This window comes from Eikenella exigua, from assembly GCF_008805035.1.
Classification (GTDB): domain Bacteria; phylum Pseudomonadota; class Gammaproteobacteria; order Burkholderiales; family Neisseriaceae; genus Eikenella; species Eikenella exigua.
Genome location: NZ_CP038018.1, coordinates 369,510 through 384,263, shown reverse-complemented (window position 1 = coordinate 384,263; position 14,754 = coordinate 369,510). Strand labels below are relative to the sequence as shown.

Genomic DNA, 14,754 nt, shown 5'->3' with positions numbered 1-14,754 from the left:
TTCAGGTAGCCTTCCCATGCCCATCCCAAGACCACAATCGCCCCACCCCATCCAAGGAATTCCACTATGCCGCAATCCCCGCAGCTTTTGGCGCAGGAGCTGGCCGAGCACAAACGGCAAATCGTTGCCGACTACCGCCGCCACCGCAGCCCGCAGCGTTTTTTTGCTGCCTACAGCGCCCTGCTCTCACACACCGTTACCGCGCTGTGGCGGCAGATGCAGCCGGCAGGGGAGCTGGCGCTACTGGCGCTGGGCGGCTTCGGGCGCGGCGAGATGTATCCGCATTCCGATGTGGATTTGGGCATTGTGGCGGCCGATTCCCTGAATGAAACGCAACAGCAGCAAATTGAAACTTGGCTGCAAACCCTGTGGGACATGGGGCTGAACCCCTCGCTGAAAACCGGCAGCGTGGCCGAGCTGTGCGCCGGAGCAGCGGAAGACTTAACCGGCGACACCTCGCTCCTCGAAGCACGCCTGCTCCACGGCAGCCAAGAATTATTTGCCCGCCTGCACCGCGATTTGGACGTGCAGCGCGACCTGACGGCCTTTGCCGAAGGCAAACTGCTGGAATTGCAGCAGCGGCACCTGAAAGCGCAAGCGGGCAGCAGCCTGGAGCCAAACCTGAAAACCTGCCCCGGCGGCCTGCGCGATATCCACACCATGCTCTGGCTGGCGCGGGTGCAGGGCATTTCGCCGCAACTGCACCGCCTCGCCCGCCAAGGCATCCTCACCCGCACCGAAGCGGCCATGCTGCGCCGCAGCCACCGCAGCCTGGCGCGCATCCGCATCGAGCTGCACCTGGCCGCCGGCAAGCCGCAGGAGCAGCTGCGTTTCGACTTGCAGCCGCAGGTGGCCTATGCGCTGGGCTATGCCGATGAAAGTAAACAAGTGCGCAGCGAGCGGCTGATGCACACGCTCTACCGCGCAGTGAAAACCGTGAAGCAGCTGAGCGGCATCCTGCTGCCGATGCTGCGCGGGCGCATTTCCTCGCCGCTGCCGCGGGTGGCGCTGGATTTGGACGAGCACTATTTCCAAGTAAACAACCTCATCGCCGTGCGCGATAAAACCTTATTCCGCCGCGAGCCGCAGCATATTTTCAAGGTGCTGGAGCTGTGGCAGCAATACAGCCACCTCTCCGGCCTCGCCCCCGAAACCCTGCGCGCCTGGTGGCAGGCGGTGCAGAAAACCGACGCCCGTTTTTATGCCGATCCGGCCAACCGCCGCCGCTTTGTGGCCTTCTTCCGCCACGGCGGCGGGCTCACCCATCTGCTGCGCTTTCTTAATCTCTACGGCGCGCTTTCGCATTATCTGCCCGAGTGGGGCAAAATCGTCGGCCTGCTGCAGCACGACCTGTTCCACGTTTACCCCGTGGACGACCACATCCTGATGGTGGTGCGCAATATGCGCCGGCTGGCTCTGGAAGCGCACAGCCACGAGCTGCCTTTTGCCAGCGCCCTGATGCACGCTTTCGAGCGCAAACCCGTGCTGTATTTGGCCGCCCTGTTTCACGACATCGCCAAAGGGCGCGGCGGCGACCATGCCGAGCTGGGCATGGAAGACGCCCGCCGCTTCGCCGCCGACCACTTCCTGAGCCAATACGAAACCGACTTGCTCGTGTGGCTGGTGGGCAACCATCTTTTGATGTCGCTCACCGCGCAGAAAGAAGACATCCAAGACCCGGCCGTGGTGGCCGCCTTCTGCCGCCGCGTGCAAACGCCCGAACGGCTCACCGCGCTTTATCTGCTTACCGTGGCCGATATGCGCGGCACCAACCCCAAAATCTGGAATGCTTGGAAAGCCAGCCTGCTCGAAACCCTGTTCCGCTCCGCCCTGCAATACTTCGGCGGCCAAACCACCAGCCGCGACATGGCCGTGAGCCGCCGCCAGCAAAAAGCCCGCCAGGCCTTGGCCGAAGCGGGCGTGGGCGAAGCGCAAAGCCGCGAACTGTGGCAGCAGCTCGGGCAGGCCTATTTCGTGCGCCACAGCGCCGACATCATCCTGTGGCACCTGCCCCTGCTCGCTGCCGATGCCGCAACGCCCCAAGCCCACATCCGCCCCCTGAGCACCACCGGCGGCCTGCAAGTGATGGTGTTTATGCCCAACCGCGACCGCCTGTTTGCTGGCCTGTGCCGCCTGTTCGGCCGCCACCAGCTCGGCATCCTCGCCGCCCACGCCTACGTTACCGACCACCAATACATCCTCGACACCTTCGTGCTGCAACTGCCCGCCAACTGCCTTGCCGACGACATCGAGCGCATCAGCCGCCGCCTGCAGCAAGCATTAAACCAATTCGTGCACCACCCGCCGGGCGCCGCCGAGCCCACTCCCGCGCCCCGCCGGCTGAGCCGCCGCCTGCGCCACCTGCCCATCGCCCCGCGCATCACCCTCTCCGCCGAAGAAACTGCCGGCGCCTACACCCTGGAAATCATCGCCGCCAACCGCGCCTTCCTGCTGGCCGACATCGCCGACGTGTTCGCCCGGCTCAACATCAGCCTCAGCTACGCCGCCATCGCCACCTTCGACGAACGCGCAGAAGACAGCTTCCTCATCCGCCATCCCCAGCTGGCCGACACTGCCTTCCAGCTCAAACTCGAACGGATGCTGCTGGAACGCATCGGCGGCTAAACCGGCGCACGAATAGGCCGGCATAGCCGCGCTGCCATCCGGCACAACCGCCTTTCGCAAGCAATCAAAGAGGCCACCTGAAACTTTCAGGTAGCCTTTTGGTTTGAGTAGCTTCTACAGCTTCTAACGTTGGTTGTAGTTGCTGTAGTCGTAGCCGGTACAGAAGGCAGTGCCGTGCTTGGTTTCGCTGGCTGAATACAGGCAGTTACCTTTACCGTGGCGGGCTTCGCAGGCACGAATGGATTTTTCTGCCGCCCTGTTGTGGTCTCGGTCATAACCGAAGAAGAAATCGCTCACAGAGTGGAGTTCGCGGCCAGCGGGGAAAGTTAAAACCGCACAGGAGTTGCTGAAAGTAGTCAGTACTTGGCAGTTGCCGCTGCGGCAAAAGCTCATGGCATCTTCAATGGCGCGTTGCTCGGTTCTAAACCCGCCTGCATAGGCTATTCTATCTGTGCCGAAATCATTGATGATGGCCATATAAAACGGCGTGCGGCGCAGTTCCGCGATTTCGGCTTGCACCTTTGCCTCACGCTGCTCCCAGGCGCGTATTTCAGCGGCGGTGGGGCCGCGGTTGATCGGCTGTTGCCGTACGGCATTGCGCTCGCGCTGTATCCGATCTGCTTCCGACTGCATGATGCCATTAAAGTTGTGCCATTGCTGCGAGCCAACCGGATAGGGGTTGGCATATGCCAAGCCCGCACTGCCCAATAGCACTGCCGCCAATACGCCCGCTGCCGTGTTCATCATTGATTGCTTCATCTTGCCGCTCCTGTTTGGAAAGGGGAATAAGGGTATTGCCGATGATCGGATTGTAACAAAATACAAGATATTGTAAACATCTCTCCCGCTGCTTGAAGGCTACCTGAAAACTATCCCCCACATTAGGAGAATGCTGGCCAACCGCAGGTTTGTGCTCTCCGCTGCAACACCGCAAACGTGCACTGGCACTTATTCCGCATTCTCACTCAGCCACATTTGCAGCAAAGGATTGTTGATTTGAAACGCGCTGTTGCCGAATTTGCTGATCATATCTTTGCGTTGCAGCTTTCTGATGGCGCTTTGCACAGTGCTCACTTTCACGCTTTCCACGCCCAATATCCGGGCGGCCTGTTCTCTGAATTCCGCGCCATACGGGCTCACCTCCCCCTGCGCCATCGATTGCAGCAGCAGCCGCTCGATGGCGCTTAATGCTTTCCACTGCATCGGAATATTGCTGTTTTCCTGCATCTGCCCGAGCCGCACTTGCGCGGCGGCTTCCAGGCTGAGAGCGGGGTTGATGATCATGTCTTGAATCACGGCGCGGATATACATCGGGCTTTTATTAAACTGCTCGAAAATGGCATAAAACTTCTCCACATCCAGCTGCTGCCCGGTTCGGTCGTGATAAACGCCGGCCAAAAAATCGATGAAATCCTGCCCCAAGGTGGGGAAATCCAGCGCATGGGAAAAGTGGAAGAAGGGAGCCTTGATGTCGTTGAACATGGCGCGCAGGCCGTTGGTGCTGCTGCCGGTAAACAGGGTTTTCACGCGGCTTTGGTTGATATCCAGGCCGGTTCGCAAGCTGCGTATCATGCCTTCGGTATTCGGCAGCCGCGCCAATTCTTGCGCTTCGTCTAGCAGCAGCAAGGTGGGGCGGCTGTCGGCGGCAATATAGGCGATGATTTCGCTGATGCCCGGCAGGTCGCGCGGCGGCGTTTCGCGCTCCAGGCCCACGCCCAACACGTCTATTTTGGTTAGGCTGCCGAAAAAGGTTTTCACGCCGTTGCCGGTGCGGGTTTCCAAGGCAAAACGGTGTAGGGCTTCATGGAAAAACTGCGCAGTGCTGGTGCTGTCTTTGTTGTCCATAAAAGAGAAGTAAAACACATTAAAGCCGTTTTTCTCGGCGGCCGGGGCAATATCGTTGGTGAGGAATTGCGTTTTGCCCATGCGGCGCGGGGCAAACAGCGTGAATGCGTTGGATACACCGCTTTTCAGGCTGCTGAGCAGGGCGGCGGCCAATTCTGTTCTGGGAAAATAGAGAGGGTCTTCCATACGGGTGCCTTTGTGTGGGATTAGCCATTATTGTACTGCATTTTGTCTAATTGTACATTTGGCGTCTAATAACGTCTAAGCCAGTACCCACCCACCCATTGCAGGCTACCTGAAACGCCGCCGTTGCCCGAGCACGCCCGCTCCAGTAAACTGCCCGCGTTTATCCCTCCCACCGCCACACCATGCCCCAAACCCTCAACCTCCGCAACGGAACCATCACCTACGACAATTTCTTCTGGCTGCTGGAACACCCCGACGACGACCCGGCTAAACTGCTTTTAGGCGAAGACCTGCTGCAAATTAGCTTTTGCGGCGGGCAATATCTGCTCGATGCGGGCTGGTATGCCGCTGCCGCCCCGAGCGGGCAGTTTGCCGTGATGCTGGTGGAAAACCAAGATTGGGAACGCCCGCTGCGCAAGGAGTACACCCGAGAAATCAGCCGCTTGCCCGCCATGTTGCAGGAGTGCATCGACTGGCTCTACCACACCCGCATCGCCCCGGCCGAGGCCGACCCCCGCCCGCTGCTGCAAGTGGTGGCTGGCATTGTGTATAACCGTCGCGGCGAGGTGCTGCTCAGTTCGCGCCCCGCAGGCAAGGCTTATGCGGGCTATTGGGAATTTGCCGGCGGTAAGGTGGAGGCGGGCGAGAGCGAGTTGGCAGCATTGCGCCGCGAGTTTGCCGAAGAGCTGGGCATCCAAATCCACAGCGCCGTGCCGTGGCTCGCCAAAACCCACAGCTACGAACACGCCCATGTGCGGCTGCGTTTTTTCCGCGTACCGGCCAACGGCTGGCGCGGCGAATTGCAGGCGCGCGAAGGCCAGCAATGGCGCTGGCAACAGCCGGGGCGTTATGATGTGTCGCCCATGCTGCCGGCCAATGCCGCGCTGCTAGCGGCACTGGTTTTGCCCACGCAGTTTTCAGGTAGCCTGAATGAGGGTTTGCACGCGGCAGACGGCTTTTGCGTGCTGCCGCTTCATACCGCCAACCCGCCGCCGGGCAGCCGCCTGCTGGCGGACTTAGCCGATTTGGCTGCCAACACGCCGGACGATGTGCGCCACTGGCCGCTGGTGCGCTCAGCGGGCGACATTGCCGCCGCAGCCATCACCCAAGCCGAAGCCGCCGTGTGGCCGGCAGATAACGCAACCGCGGCGGAACAAGCCTGCGCCGCGCTGGCCGAAGGCGTGCCACTGCCGCTGGTACTACTGCCTGCCAATGCCGATATAGCGGCGCGCTATGCCGAACGCTGGCTTGCGGCAGGGGCGCAGGCGGTGGTGCGGGGGTAGTGAAGATAATTTCAGGTAGCCTTTGCCGATAATTTTGCAATAATGCTTTTCGAATTCAGATAACCCGCCCAAACTTTTTCAGGTAGCCTCTCATGCCCCTCTCCCCACCCGCACCAAAATCCTGCTTGCCTTCGCCGCGCTGTTGCTGCTGGCCGGCGGCCATTTCGCCGTACGCCAATGGCGTGCCGGGCGACAGCCCGCTGCCGAAACAGTGGTGCAAACCGATTGCGACCCGCGCCAAGGCTGTACCCTGCCCAACGGCAGCCGCATCCGCTTTGCCGCCGCACGCCACCGCCCCTTCGACATCACCCTGGAAAACGTGCCGCCCCAAGTGCAGCAGGCAGAAGTGAGTTCAGCATGGATGGCATGGACATGGGCTTCAACCGCTTCCCGCTTAAGCGCCAGGCCGACGGCTCCTGGCTCGCCGCCCAAATCCGCTTGCCCGTGTGCACCGACCGCCGCGACGGCTACCTGGCAGACATCCGCATCGGCAGCCAAGTTTTTCAGGTAGCCTTCCAAGCCGAATAACCCGTTATTTTAAAAACCAATCGCCACACCATGCCCCTACTGCAAGCCCCCGGCTCCGGCCTCAGCGCCCTGCCCCCGCTCTCGCTCTATATCCACATCCCCTGGTGCATCCAAAAATGCCCCTATTGCGACTTCAACTCTCACCGCCTCAAGCCCGACACCGACGAAACCGCCTACATCAACGCCCTGCTCACCGACCTGCAACACGAACTGCCCCACATCTGGGAGCGGCCTGTGGAAACCATCTTCATCGGCGGCGGCACCCCCAGCATATTTTCCGCCGAATCCATCCACCGCCTGCTCAGCGGTGTGCGCGCCCTGGTGCGATTGCAGCCCGAAGCCGAAATCACCCTCGAAGCCAACCCCGGCACCTTCGAGCAAGCGCGCTTCCAAGGCTATGCCGAAGCAGGCATCACCCGCCTTTCTCTCGGTATCCAAAGCTTCAACAACGCCAAACTGCAAGCCCTCGGCCGCATCCACAACGGCGATGAAGCCCGCGCCGCCATCGAAGCCGCGCTCGCCATCTTCCCCCGCGTGAACACCGACATCATGTATGCCCTGCCGCGCCAAACCCCCGAAGAAGCGCAGCGCGATGCCGAAACCGCCCTCTCCTTCGGCGTATCCCACATCAGCGCCTACTACCTCACCATGGAGCCCAACACCTCCTTCGGCCGCACCCCGCCCCCCGGTATCCCCGAAGAAGACACCGCCTACACCATCGAACAAGCCGTGCACCACACCCTACTTGATGCCGGCTTCGAGCGCTACGAAACCAGCGCCTTCGCCAAAAACGGCCAGCAATGCCGCCACAACCTCAACTACTGGCAATTCGGCGACTACATCGGCATCGGCGCTGGCGCACACGGCAAAATCAGCAACCACAGCGGCATCATGCGCACCACCCGCGCCCGCCACCCGCGCAGCTACCTCGCCGCCATGCAGGGCAACCCCGCCGATGCCGTCGAACGCTTTCAGGTAGCCTCAAGCGAGCTGCCCTTCGAATTCATGCTCAACGCCATGCGCCTAACCGCCGGCGTACCTGCCCACCTGTTCCAAGAGCGCACCGGCCACAGCCTCGCCGCCATCGCCCGCCCCCTGCAGGAAGCCACCCGGCTCGGCCTCATCGACCCCGACCCCACCCTCTTGCGCCCCACCGAACGCGGCCAACGCTACCTGAACGATTTGCTGCAACTGTTTTTGTAAACCCGCTCCCCCGTGCAGAGGCTACCTGAAACCATCATTTAGGTTTCTACCCAATGAGCGAGCCAAACCCCAAATCCATCTCTTTTTCAGCATGTCGGCAGCAATAAATTGCCCTAGGTCAAACAACATGCAAAATAGGCTACCTGAAACTTTCAGGCAGCCTTCTTGTCAGCACATCCCGCCATTGGTATTATTCCCTTAATTTCAACCCGCAAGGAGACCAACCATGCAAGCCCATCCACCCCCTGCACACCCCGCCCGAAACCTGTTGCGACTCTGCCTGGTTGCCGGCGCTGTTTTCCTGTTTGCCGGCTGCGCCTCAGTAGACGACAACATGAAACGCCAAGTTGGTCAGCACATCAGCGAAGTGTTCCGAGAACACGGCGGCCAGCCCAATTCCGGCCGCAGCAGAGTAGGCAACAACCGCTATGCCTACACCTACAAATACTACCGCACCCGCTACGCCGGCCGTCAATCCGAAGGCAGCAGCCAAAACGGCCCCATCATTACCAACTACTATAGCGATGTCTGCTACGGGCGAAATCTCTACCAAACCTACTACACCGACGCCAACGACATCGTAGTGGACTACCATTGGGAATACACCAAGGAATGGCGGATTAACTGCAACGAAATCTAAAACCAAACGCATAGGTCGAGCATCAATGCCCGACCTAGACAATATCAAAAGAGGCTACCTGAAACTTTCAGGTAGCCTCTAATCCTGCCTCAATCCTCAGCCTTATGCTTCGCGGCGGATAATCAAAAGCGGCAGGCGGGTTTCGCGCATCACGGTTTCGGCGAAGCTACCCATCAGGAGGTGCATCAGGCCGGTGCGGCCGTGTGTGCCCAGCACCAGCAGGTCGGCTTTCTGCTCGGCGGCATAATCCACCAGGCTTTTGGCCATATCGCGTGCATTTTTGCTGATCACAAGCAGGTGGCGGCCGAGTTTTGCATCTTCGCCCAAGGCGGTGCGCGCCTGTTTGATGGCGGCATCCAAAATGGCGTTGCCTTGTTCGGTGGCAGCGGTTTCGTAGTTTTCATACTGCAAAAACTCGGGGGCAACGGTGGCCACGTATTCGGCGGGGTTGGCCACATGCACCAAAGTGAGTGCCGCGCCGGTGGACTGAGCCAGGCCGCAGGCCTGTTTGAGCGCGTGTTGGGAGGTGCGGCTGCCGTCTACTGCAATCACGATATGTTGATACATAAGCTTTCTCCTAGTGAACGATATTTCAATGCTTCCGCGCAGAGGCTACAGCCGCCGGACGGGTCTCTTCCTGATACGTTTACAGTATAATACCGATGCACCGAATGTGCCATTTTTTCTACCTGTTTTTTGACTTATCCCGATGATTACTCCCGCCCCAAACGAGCGCCGCTTCGGCGGCATTTCCCGCCTCTACGGCTCTGCCGCCCTGCAATGCTTTGCCCAAGCCCATGTTTGCGTGGTGGGCGTGGGCGGCGTGGGCTCTTGGGCGGTGGAGGCGCTGGCGCGCAGCGGCATCGGCCGGCTCACGCTGATTGATTTGGACAACGTAGCCGAATCCAACACCAACCGCCAGCTCCACGCACTCACCGACAATTTCGGCCTGCCCAAAGTAACCGCGCTGCACTGGCGCATCCTGCAAATCAACCCCGCCTGCACCGTGCATGAAATCGAAGATTTTGTGGATGCGGAAAACGTGCAAACCTTATTTGCCGAGCCGTTTGATTTTGTGATCGATGCCATCGACCAAGTGTGCGTGAAGGCCGCCATGGCCGCCCATTTTGTGGCGAAAAAGCAGGCCTTTGTGGTGTCCGGCGGTGCAGGAGGCCAGCGCGACCCCGCCCTCATCCGCCGCGCCGACCTCGCCCGCACCACCCACGACCCGCTGCTTTCCAACCTGCGCTACACCCTGCGCCGCCACCACGGCTTTCCGCGCGATCCGAAAGAGCGCATGAAAGTGAGCTGCATCTATTCCGAAGAAAACGTCACCCCGCCGCAAACCGGCACCGCCTGCGAAACCGACACCGCACCGCAAGGATTGTCTTGCGCGGGCTACGGCGCGAGCATGCTGGTTACCGCCGCCTTCGGCCTGTTTTGCGCACAGGCAGCAATAGAACACTTGGCCGCACAAATTAAATAACCAACCCAAAAGGAAAACCATGTTCCCCATCGAACTCAAAGCCCTGCGCCGCAACCTCGGCCTCACCCAAGCCGAAGCCGGCCAAGCTCTTGCCGCCAATGTCGATTTCCCCCACGGCGCTTCTGCCGAAAAATGGGCACAATGGGAAAATGGCGCCGCCCCCATCCCCCTACACGTGGTTCGCGCCGTAGAAACCCGCCTCAACCAGAAATACCAAGCCATCGACCAGTATGCCGAACAAATCGAAGCCCAAATGCAGGGCGGCAATGCCGTGGTGGTGCTATGGTATCCCGAACCAAACGCCTGCCCCGACCTAGCCTCTTGGCGCATCAGCCAAAGCGTGGCCGGCGAAGTGGCCGCCATGGGCGGTCGGGTGATTGCCTTCGATGCCGAAGCCTACCGCAACTGGCGACAGGGGCAAGCCCAACCCGCCGACACCCCCGACAACCGCCAACGCTGGGCACAAGAGCAATTTGAGCAATCCCGATGATATGGGCACTAAAAAAAGGCTACCTGAAATTTCAGGTAGCCTTTTTACCGCTTATATTTAGAGAAAGCTCTAAAGCTCTATCGTTGCCACGGTATCGCTTTACCCTACTGCATCCCGCAGCGACTAAGGCTCGCCAATTTGCTTTCAGTTATAAGAATCCCTCCATAAGGCTACCTGAAAGCCGTTAAATCCAACCCAACGTATTGGCAAACACCAGCAAAATCGCCACCGGCGCGAGGAAACGCAGCGCATTGAGCCACAGCGCAATCACGGTTTGCGGCACGCTGCTGCCTTCACGCATGTGTTCGAACACATCGCTCTTCTGCTGTATCCAGCCCACAAACACCGCCACCAAAAGCGAGCTGATCGGCATAATCAGTGCGGTAATCATGTAGTCCCACAGGTCAAACAGCGTTTTGCCGAACAGCTTCCATTCGGAGAGCACGCCAAACGAGAGCGCGGAGGGAATGCCGACAATAAAAATCGCCGTGCCGATCAGCCAGGTGGTTTTGCTGCGTTTGCTTTCGTCTTCGCGGATGGCGGCGGCAATCACGGTTTCCAGCATGGAGAAGGCGGAAGTGAGCGTGGCAAATACCACCAGCAGCATAAACACGGCAAACAGAATTTGCCCCAGCGGCAGCTTCATAAACACGGCAGGCAACACCACGAAAATCAGCCCCGGCCCCTGCCCCGGCTCAAAGTTGAAGGCGAACACGGCGGGGAAAATCACCAAGCCCGCCAATAAAGACACCAGCAGATTCATCCACATAATGCTGTTGCCCGAACGGAACAAATCCTGTTTTTTATCCAGATAGGCGGCATACGTAATCATGGTGGATACGCCCAAGCTCAACGCGAAAAAGGCCTGCCCCAGTGCGGTGAGCATGGTTTGCGGCGTGAAGTGCGACCAATCAGGCTTGAGCAGGAAGGAGATGCCCGCCATCGCGCCATCCAGCGTGAGCGAACGCACCGCCAGCAATAGCAGCAACACAAACAGCGCGGGCATCATGTATTTGTTCGCCCGTTCGATTCCCGCCGCAATGCCGCTTTTTACCACACACACCGTCATCAACATAAATAGCCCCTGATAGGCGATTGAGCCTGCCGGGCTGGAAATCGTACTGCCAAACAGCACACCGAAATCCGCATTCGGATGAATGCTGCCATCGAATGCGTGCACCACATAATTCAACACCCAGCCACCCACCACGCTGTAGAACGACAGCAAAACAAAGCAGGCAAACACACCCATGCGCCCGATCCACGGCCACAGGCTATTTGGCGCGAGCGTTTTAAACGCATCCACTGCATTTTTGCCGCTCTTGCGGCCTATATAAAACTCGGCCAGCTGCACCGGCAAGGCCACCAATACGGTGAAAATCAAAAACATCAGCACAAACACCGCACCGCCGTTGGTGCCGGCGGTGTAGGGGAATTTCCAAATTGCGCCCAAGCCGATGGCAGAGCCGGCGGCAGATAAGATAAAGCCGATTTTAGACGACCAGGAAGCAGGAGATTTCATAAAACTGCAATAATCCAAAACTATTCAGAATAGAGCGATTTTAACAAAAATAAACATCCAAACCGCTGCCAAAACTGCGCCGCTGCCGCATTACGCAGTTTTCCTGCCTGAATCAGCCAGCATGCAGACACTGTTGATTGTTGTTTTCTATATTTATAGCATTTTATGCTATATAAAATATTAAATAGCAAGTTTATTTCTTATATATTATATTTTAGATTATCAAACAGATAGTTATACCAATATAGCCAGTTTTAGCTGATTATAAAACAGGCACCACAAAGGCTACCTGAAATTTTAGGCAGTCTCCAATCTATAGCTAAAGCAATTATTTTTTCATACCAAGCAGCGAGCCGCAGACAATACAGGAATGAAACAAGGCGAGCCAACGCAATAATAAAGTGAAGTGCTTTAGCGATAAAAGACTAAGTCATCTACACTTCCACGTCACCCTCTACTGAAACACGCTTTTTGGCGAAAACACCTGACACTTAAACAATCAAATAGAAACTCCTTGCAAACAGAAATAGTTCGCACTAATATGCCGCCCTATTATGCAAACCGAAAACCGTCTTTTATCCCCGGCCGCGCTCTTATTCGTGATTGCCGCTCATGCCCTGCTGTATTGGCTGCTGATCTCGATTAAGCCGCCGGAACTGCCGGCTGAGCCGCCCGGGCTGAGCTTTGTTGATCTCGGCGAGATCGGCGGCGGCGGGGGGCGGCGGCGGTACGGGTGGCAACACCATATCTGAAGACGAGCAGCCCGCCGGGCCACTGGAGCAAACCCCGCCCGCAGCGCCCAAACCCGAGCAGTCCAAGCCGCAGCCGGCCAAACCTGTTCCAGAGCAGCGCGCGCAAATCAAACCGGTGGAACGGCAAGACAAACCCGCCGATATCGTTCAGCCCAAACCTGTCGAACCAAAACCCGAGCCCAAGCCGCAAGCGCAACCTCACCCCGAACCCGTGCCGCAGGCACAGCCTGAACGGCCGATTGCCCCTACCAACCCGAACACAGGCCATGGCGCCAACGCAGGTGGCGGTGGTGGCAAAGGCACGCCTTCTGCTGGAGAAGGCGGAGGCCGTGGCGGCGGTCGTGGCACAGGTCACGGCCAAGATGAAGGCGATGGGGAAGGTCCCGGCAAAGGTGGTGGCCGTGGCGGTGGCGAAGGCAGTGGTGTCGGCGACGGCAAAGGCTCGGGCACCGGCGGCGGAGGTGGCGGCGACAGCGCGCCCACCCACCTTGGTGGCTACCTGAACAATCCGAAACCACCCTACCCGCCGCAACTGGAAGAAGAAGGCATCAGCGGCACAGTAAAACTGCGCGTGATGGTGGAAGCCAACGGCAAGCCATCCAGCGTGGAAGTGGTCTCCGCCACCCATCCACTATTCGCCCGTTCGGCAGAAAAAACCGTACGCGAACGCTACACCTTCACACCGGCCAAACGCAACGGCCAACCCATGCGCCAAAGCTATACTTTTACCCTGCGGTTTAAAGCCCCTTAAAGCTCCAAACTAAACCAATTATCCAATTTCATCATTAACATTAGGAATATCATGAATTTAGGACATGTTTTCGCCCAAGGCGACATTGTATTGATTACCGTATTTATACTGCTGGTGCTGATGAGCGTCCTTACCTGGTGGATTATCATCATGCGCAGCATCCGCCTGCACCAAGTGCGCCACGCCAATCGGGGCACGATTGAGTCCGTAGCCACCGTGGCCTCGCTCGATGACATGCTGCGCTTGGCCAAAGCCCATCCCTCCCCGCTGGCCGACCTCACCGAATCAGCCATTCAGGCCGCGCGCCAATATCGCGCCAACCCCGCCAGCCAGCTCACCAGCATCCCCTTGGGCGACTATTTGGTGCAACACATCCGCCATCAAATGAATATTGCCAAACGCGGCCTCAACGGCGGCCTCACCATTCTCGCCTCCGTAGGCGCCACCGCTCCGTTTATCGGCCTGTTCGGCACGGTATGGGGCATTTACCACGCGCTGGAAAACATCAGCCTGCAAGGCCAGGTAAACATCGCCACCGTGGCCGGCCCCATCGGCGAAGCGCTGGTGGCCACCGCCATCGGCCTGTTTGCCGCCATCCCCGCCGTGCTGGCCTACAACTTCATCGTGTTCGGCAACAAACAGGTGGTGCAGGATATGGATGCCTACGCCTACGATTTGCACGTTAAAATTATGAACAATAAGGAGTAAGAGCATGGCCTTCGGTTCGATGAACAGCGGCGACGATTCGCCCATGGCCGACATCAACGTTACCCCACTGGTAGACGTGATGCTCGTGCTGCTGATTGTATTCATGATTACCATGCCGGTGATGACCCACTCCATCCCGCTGGAACTGCCCACCGCCTCGGCCAAACAAGTGGCGGAAAACGCCGCCCAACCCAAAGACCCGCTGCGCATTTCTATTTCCGCCGACGGCAGCTACCACTTAGCCGAAGGCGAGCCGATTACCCTGCAGGCCTTGGAAAGCCAGCTGCAACAGCTGGCCAAAACCAATCCCGACCAAGTGATTGCCATCGCCGCCGATAAAAACGCCCAATTCGACTACGTGGAAAAAGCCCTCAGCGCCGTACGCGACGCCGGCCTGAGCAAAGTCGGCTTCGTTACCGAAGAAAAAGAGCGCACCCAGCCGCAACAGTAAACTGCTACCTAAGCAAATAGAATAAACAAAGGCTACCTGAAACTTTAGCCGTGCAGAAACTCCGCTGCGCTGCGTTTTCAGGTAGCCTTTTATATCGCCGTAGATCGGCATTGCCACGCCGACTCAAATCACCCTCCCTTTATTGCAGCGCCTCCTCAGCCGCCGGCCGGATATCGGCATCCCCCTGTACGTGCCAACCAAAACAAAAGAATTTACTGCTTGCCCCTGTTGTCAGGGCGTAATATGTAATATAAGGCTACCTGAAAATGTCGGCTTCTGCGAAG

Annotated in this window: 16 protein-coding genes; 11 read left to right on the top strand and 5 right to left on the bottom strand. The window is 58.5% G+C overall.

Annotated features, from left to right (window positions below):
• The first annotated feature begins 66 nt into the window (after nt 1–66).
• Nucleotides 67–2,625, top strand: coding sequence for a [protein-PII] uridylyltransferase (gene glnD / locus EZJ17_RS02055; RefSeq protein ID WP_082886491.1), 2,559 nt, complete (start codon nt 67–69; stop codon nt 2,623–2,625).
• 123 nt (nt 2,626–2,748) lie between these two features.
• On the opposite strand, the gene EZJ17_RS02050 is transcribed toward glnD, so the two are convergent.
• Nucleotides 2,749–3,384, bottom strand: a complete 636-nt coding sequence (locus EZJ17_RS02050) for a DUF4189 domain-containing protein (protein ID WP_082886489.1) — start codon at nt 3,382–3,384, stop codon at nt 2,749–2,751.
• Nucleotides 3,385–3,573: 189 nt separating this feature from the next.
• Nucleotides 3,574–4,656, bottom strand: a complete 1,083-nt coding sequence (locus EZJ17_RS02045; RefSeq protein WP_067440731.1) for an ATP-binding protein — start codon at nt 4,654–4,656, stop codon at nt 3,574–3,576.
• 182 nt (nt 4,657–4,838) lie between these two features.
• On the opposite strand from EZJ17_RS02045, the gene EZJ17_RS02040 reads away from it, so the two are divergent.
• On the top strand, nt 4,839–5,939 hold the full coding sequence (locus EZJ17_RS02040; RefSeq protein ID WP_346265217.1) for an NUDIX domain-containing protein: 1,101 nt from the start codon (nt 4,839–4,841) through the stop codon (nt 5,937–5,939).
• A gap of 55 nt (nt 5,940–5,994) precedes the next feature.
• Here the strand turns inward: EZJ17_RS02040 and EZJ17_RS02035 are convergent, their stop codons facing one another.
• Nucleotides 5,995–6,270 carry a hypothetical protein gene (locus tag EZJ17_RS02035; RefSeq protein WP_151086032.1) on the bottom strand — a complete coding sequence of 92 codons (276 nt, stop codon included), beginning with the start codon at nt 6,268–6,270 and terminating at the stop codon, nt 5,995–5,997.
• A gap of 26 nt (nt 6,271–6,296) precedes the next feature.
• On the opposite strand from EZJ17_RS02035, the gene EZJ17_RS10235 reads away from it, so the two are divergent.
• The 3 genes from EZJ17_RS10235 to EZJ17_RS02025 all read left to right on the top strand — a co-directional run bounded on the left by EZJ17_RS10235 (nt 6,297) and on the right by EZJ17_RS02025 (nt 8,310).
• On the top strand, nt 6,297–6,467 hold the full coding sequence (locus tag EZJ17_RS10235; RefSeq protein WP_156496432.1) for a hypothetical protein: 171 nt from the start codon (nt 6,297–6,299) through the stop codon (nt 6,465–6,467).
• A 30-nt stretch (nt 6,468–6,497) separates the two neighbouring features.
• Entirely contained in the window at nt 6,498–7,670 is a 1,173-nt protein-coding gene (gene hemW, locus EZJ17_RS02030) for a radical SAM family heme chaperone HemW (RefSeq protein WP_151086029.1), read from the top strand.
• Between the two features lie 226 nt (nt 7,671–7,896).
• The gene (locus EZJ17_RS02025; protein WP_067440725.1) at nt 7,897–8,310 is read left to right on the top strand and encodes a hypothetical protein; all 414 of its coding nucleotides are present in this window, start codon (nt 7,897–7,899) and stop codon (nt 8,308–8,310) included.
• 102 nt (nt 8,311–8,412) lie between these two features.
• On the opposite strand, the gene EZJ17_RS02020 is transcribed toward EZJ17_RS02025, so the two are convergent.
• A complete protein-coding gene (locus tag EZJ17_RS02020) occupies nt 8,413–8,877 on the bottom strand; it encodes a universal stress protein (RefSeq protein WP_067440722.1) in 465 nt (154 codons plus the stop codon).
• A 142-nt stretch (nt 8,878–9,019) separates the two neighbouring features.
• On the opposite strand from EZJ17_RS02020, the gene EZJ17_RS02015 reads away from it, so the two are divergent.
• Nucleotides 9,020–9,796, top strand: coding sequence for a tRNA threonylcarbamoyladenosine dehydratase (locus EZJ17_RS02015; RefSeq protein ID WP_067440719.1), 777 nt, complete (start codon nt 9,020–9,022; stop codon nt 9,794–9,796).
• A 19-nt stretch (nt 9,797–9,815) separates the two neighbouring features.
• Nucleotides 9,816–10,286, top strand: a complete 471-nt coding sequence (locus tag EZJ17_RS02010) for an Aca2/YdiL-like domain-containing protein (protein WP_067440716.1) — start codon at nt 9,816–9,818, stop codon at nt 10,284–10,286.
• A 184-nt stretch (nt 10,287–10,470) separates the two neighbouring features.
• Here EZJ17_RS02010 and EZJ17_RS02005 read toward each other — a convergent pair whose 3' ends face one another.
• Nucleotides 10,471–11,808 (bottom strand): sodium-dependent transporter, encoded by a 1,338-nt coding sequence (locus EZJ17_RS02005; protein WP_067440713.1) that lies wholly within the window; start codon nt 11,806–11,808, stop codon nt 10,471–10,473.
• Between the two features lie 554 nt (nt 11,809–12,362).
• Between EZJ17_RS02005 and EZJ17_RS10230 the strand changes: the two genes are divergently transcribed.
• Genes EZJ17_RS10230 through EZJ17_RS01990 form a run of 4 tightly spaced genes read left to right on the top strand, consistent with a single transcriptional unit; the run spans nt 12,363 to nt 14,470 of the window.
• Nucleotides 12,363–12,560 carry a hypothetical protein gene (locus EZJ17_RS10230; RefSeq protein WP_167508163.1) on the top strand — a complete coding sequence of 66 codons (198 nt, stop codon included), beginning with the start codon at nt 12,363–12,365 and terminating at the stop codon, nt 12,558–12,560.
• The gene (locus EZJ17_RS10750; protein WP_167508162.1) at nt 12,496–13,311 is read left to right on the top strand and encodes an energy transducer TonB; all 816 of its coding nucleotides are present in this window, start codon (nt 12,496–12,498) and stop codon (nt 13,309–13,311) included. The genes EZJ17_RS10230 and EZJ17_RS10750 overlap by 65 nt, the downstream gene beginning before the upstream one ends.
• A 51-nt stretch (nt 13,312–13,362) precedes the next feature.
• Entirely contained in the window at nt 13,363–14,019 is a 657-nt protein-coding gene (locus EZJ17_RS01995) for a MotA/TolQ/ExbB proton channel family protein (RefSeq protein ID WP_067440707.1), read from the top strand.
• 4 nt (nt 14,020–14,023) lie between these two features.
• Nucleotides 14,024–14,470 carry an ExbD/TolR family protein gene (locus EZJ17_RS01990; RefSeq protein ID WP_023887013.1) on the top strand — a complete coding sequence of 149 codons (447 nt, stop codon included), beginning with the start codon at nt 14,024–14,026 and terminating at the stop codon, nt 14,468–14,470.
• Nucleotides 14,471–14,754 lie beyond the last annotated feature (284 nt).

What these genes read in the sequence shown, in the direction of transcription:
- glnD (WP_082886491.1), top strand. Translation starts at nt 67, where the DNA reads ATGCCGCAATCCCCGCAGCTTTTGGCGCAGGAGCTGGCCGAGCACAAA.
- EZJ17_RS02050 (WP_082886489.1), bottom strand. Translation starts at nt 3,384, where the DNA reads ATGAAGCAATCAATGATGAACACGGCAGCGGGCGTATTGGCGGCAGTG.
- EZJ17_RS02045 (WP_067440731.1), bottom strand. Translation starts at nt 4,656, where the DNA reads ATGGAAGACCCTCTCTATTTTCCCAGAACAGAATTGGCCGCCGCCCTG.
- EZJ17_RS02040 (WP_346265217.1), top strand. Translation starts at nt 4,839, where the DNA reads ATGCCCCAAACCCTCAACCTCCGCAACGGAACCATCACCTACGACAAT.
- EZJ17_RS10235 (WP_156496432.1), top strand. Translation starts at nt 6,297, where the DNA reads ATGGATGGCATGGACATGGGCTTCAACCGCTTCCCGCTTAAGCGCCAG.
- hemW (WP_151086029.1), top strand. Translation starts at nt 6,498, where the DNA reads ATGCCCCTACTGCAAGCCCCCGGCTCCGGCCTCAGCGCCCTGCCCCCG.
- EZJ17_RS02025 (WP_067440725.1), top strand. Translation starts at nt 7,897, where the DNA reads ATGCAAGCCCATCCACCCCCTGCACACCCCGCCCGAAACCTGTTGCGA.
- EZJ17_RS02020 (WP_067440722.1), bottom strand. Translation starts at nt 8,877, where the DNA reads ATGTATCAACATATCGTGATTGCAGTAGACGGCAGCCGCACCTCCCAA.
- EZJ17_RS02015 (WP_067440719.1), top strand. Translation starts at nt 9,020, where the DNA reads ATGATTACTCCCGCCCCAAACGAGCGCCGCTTCGGCGGCATTTCCCGC.
- EZJ17_RS02010 (WP_067440716.1), top strand. Translation starts at nt 9,816, where the DNA reads ATGTTCCCCATCGAACTCAAAGCCCTGCGCCGCAACCTCGGCCTCACC.
- EZJ17_RS02005 (WP_067440713.1), bottom strand. Translation starts at nt 11,808, where the DNA reads ATGAAATCTCCTGCTTCCTGGTCGTCTAAAATCGGCTTTATCTTATCT.
- EZJ17_RS10230 (WP_167508163.1), top strand. Translation starts at nt 12,363, where the DNA reads ATGCAAACCGAAAACCGTCTTTTATCCCCGGCCGCGCTCTTATTCGTG.
- EZJ17_RS01995 (WP_067440707.1), top strand. Translation starts at nt 13,363, where the DNA reads ATGAATTTAGGACATGTTTTCGCCCAAGGCGACATTGTATTGATTACC.
- EZJ17_RS01990 (WP_023887013.1), top strand. Translation starts at nt 14,024, where the DNA reads ATGGCCTTCGGTTCGATGAACAGCGGCGACGATTCGCCCATGGCCGAC.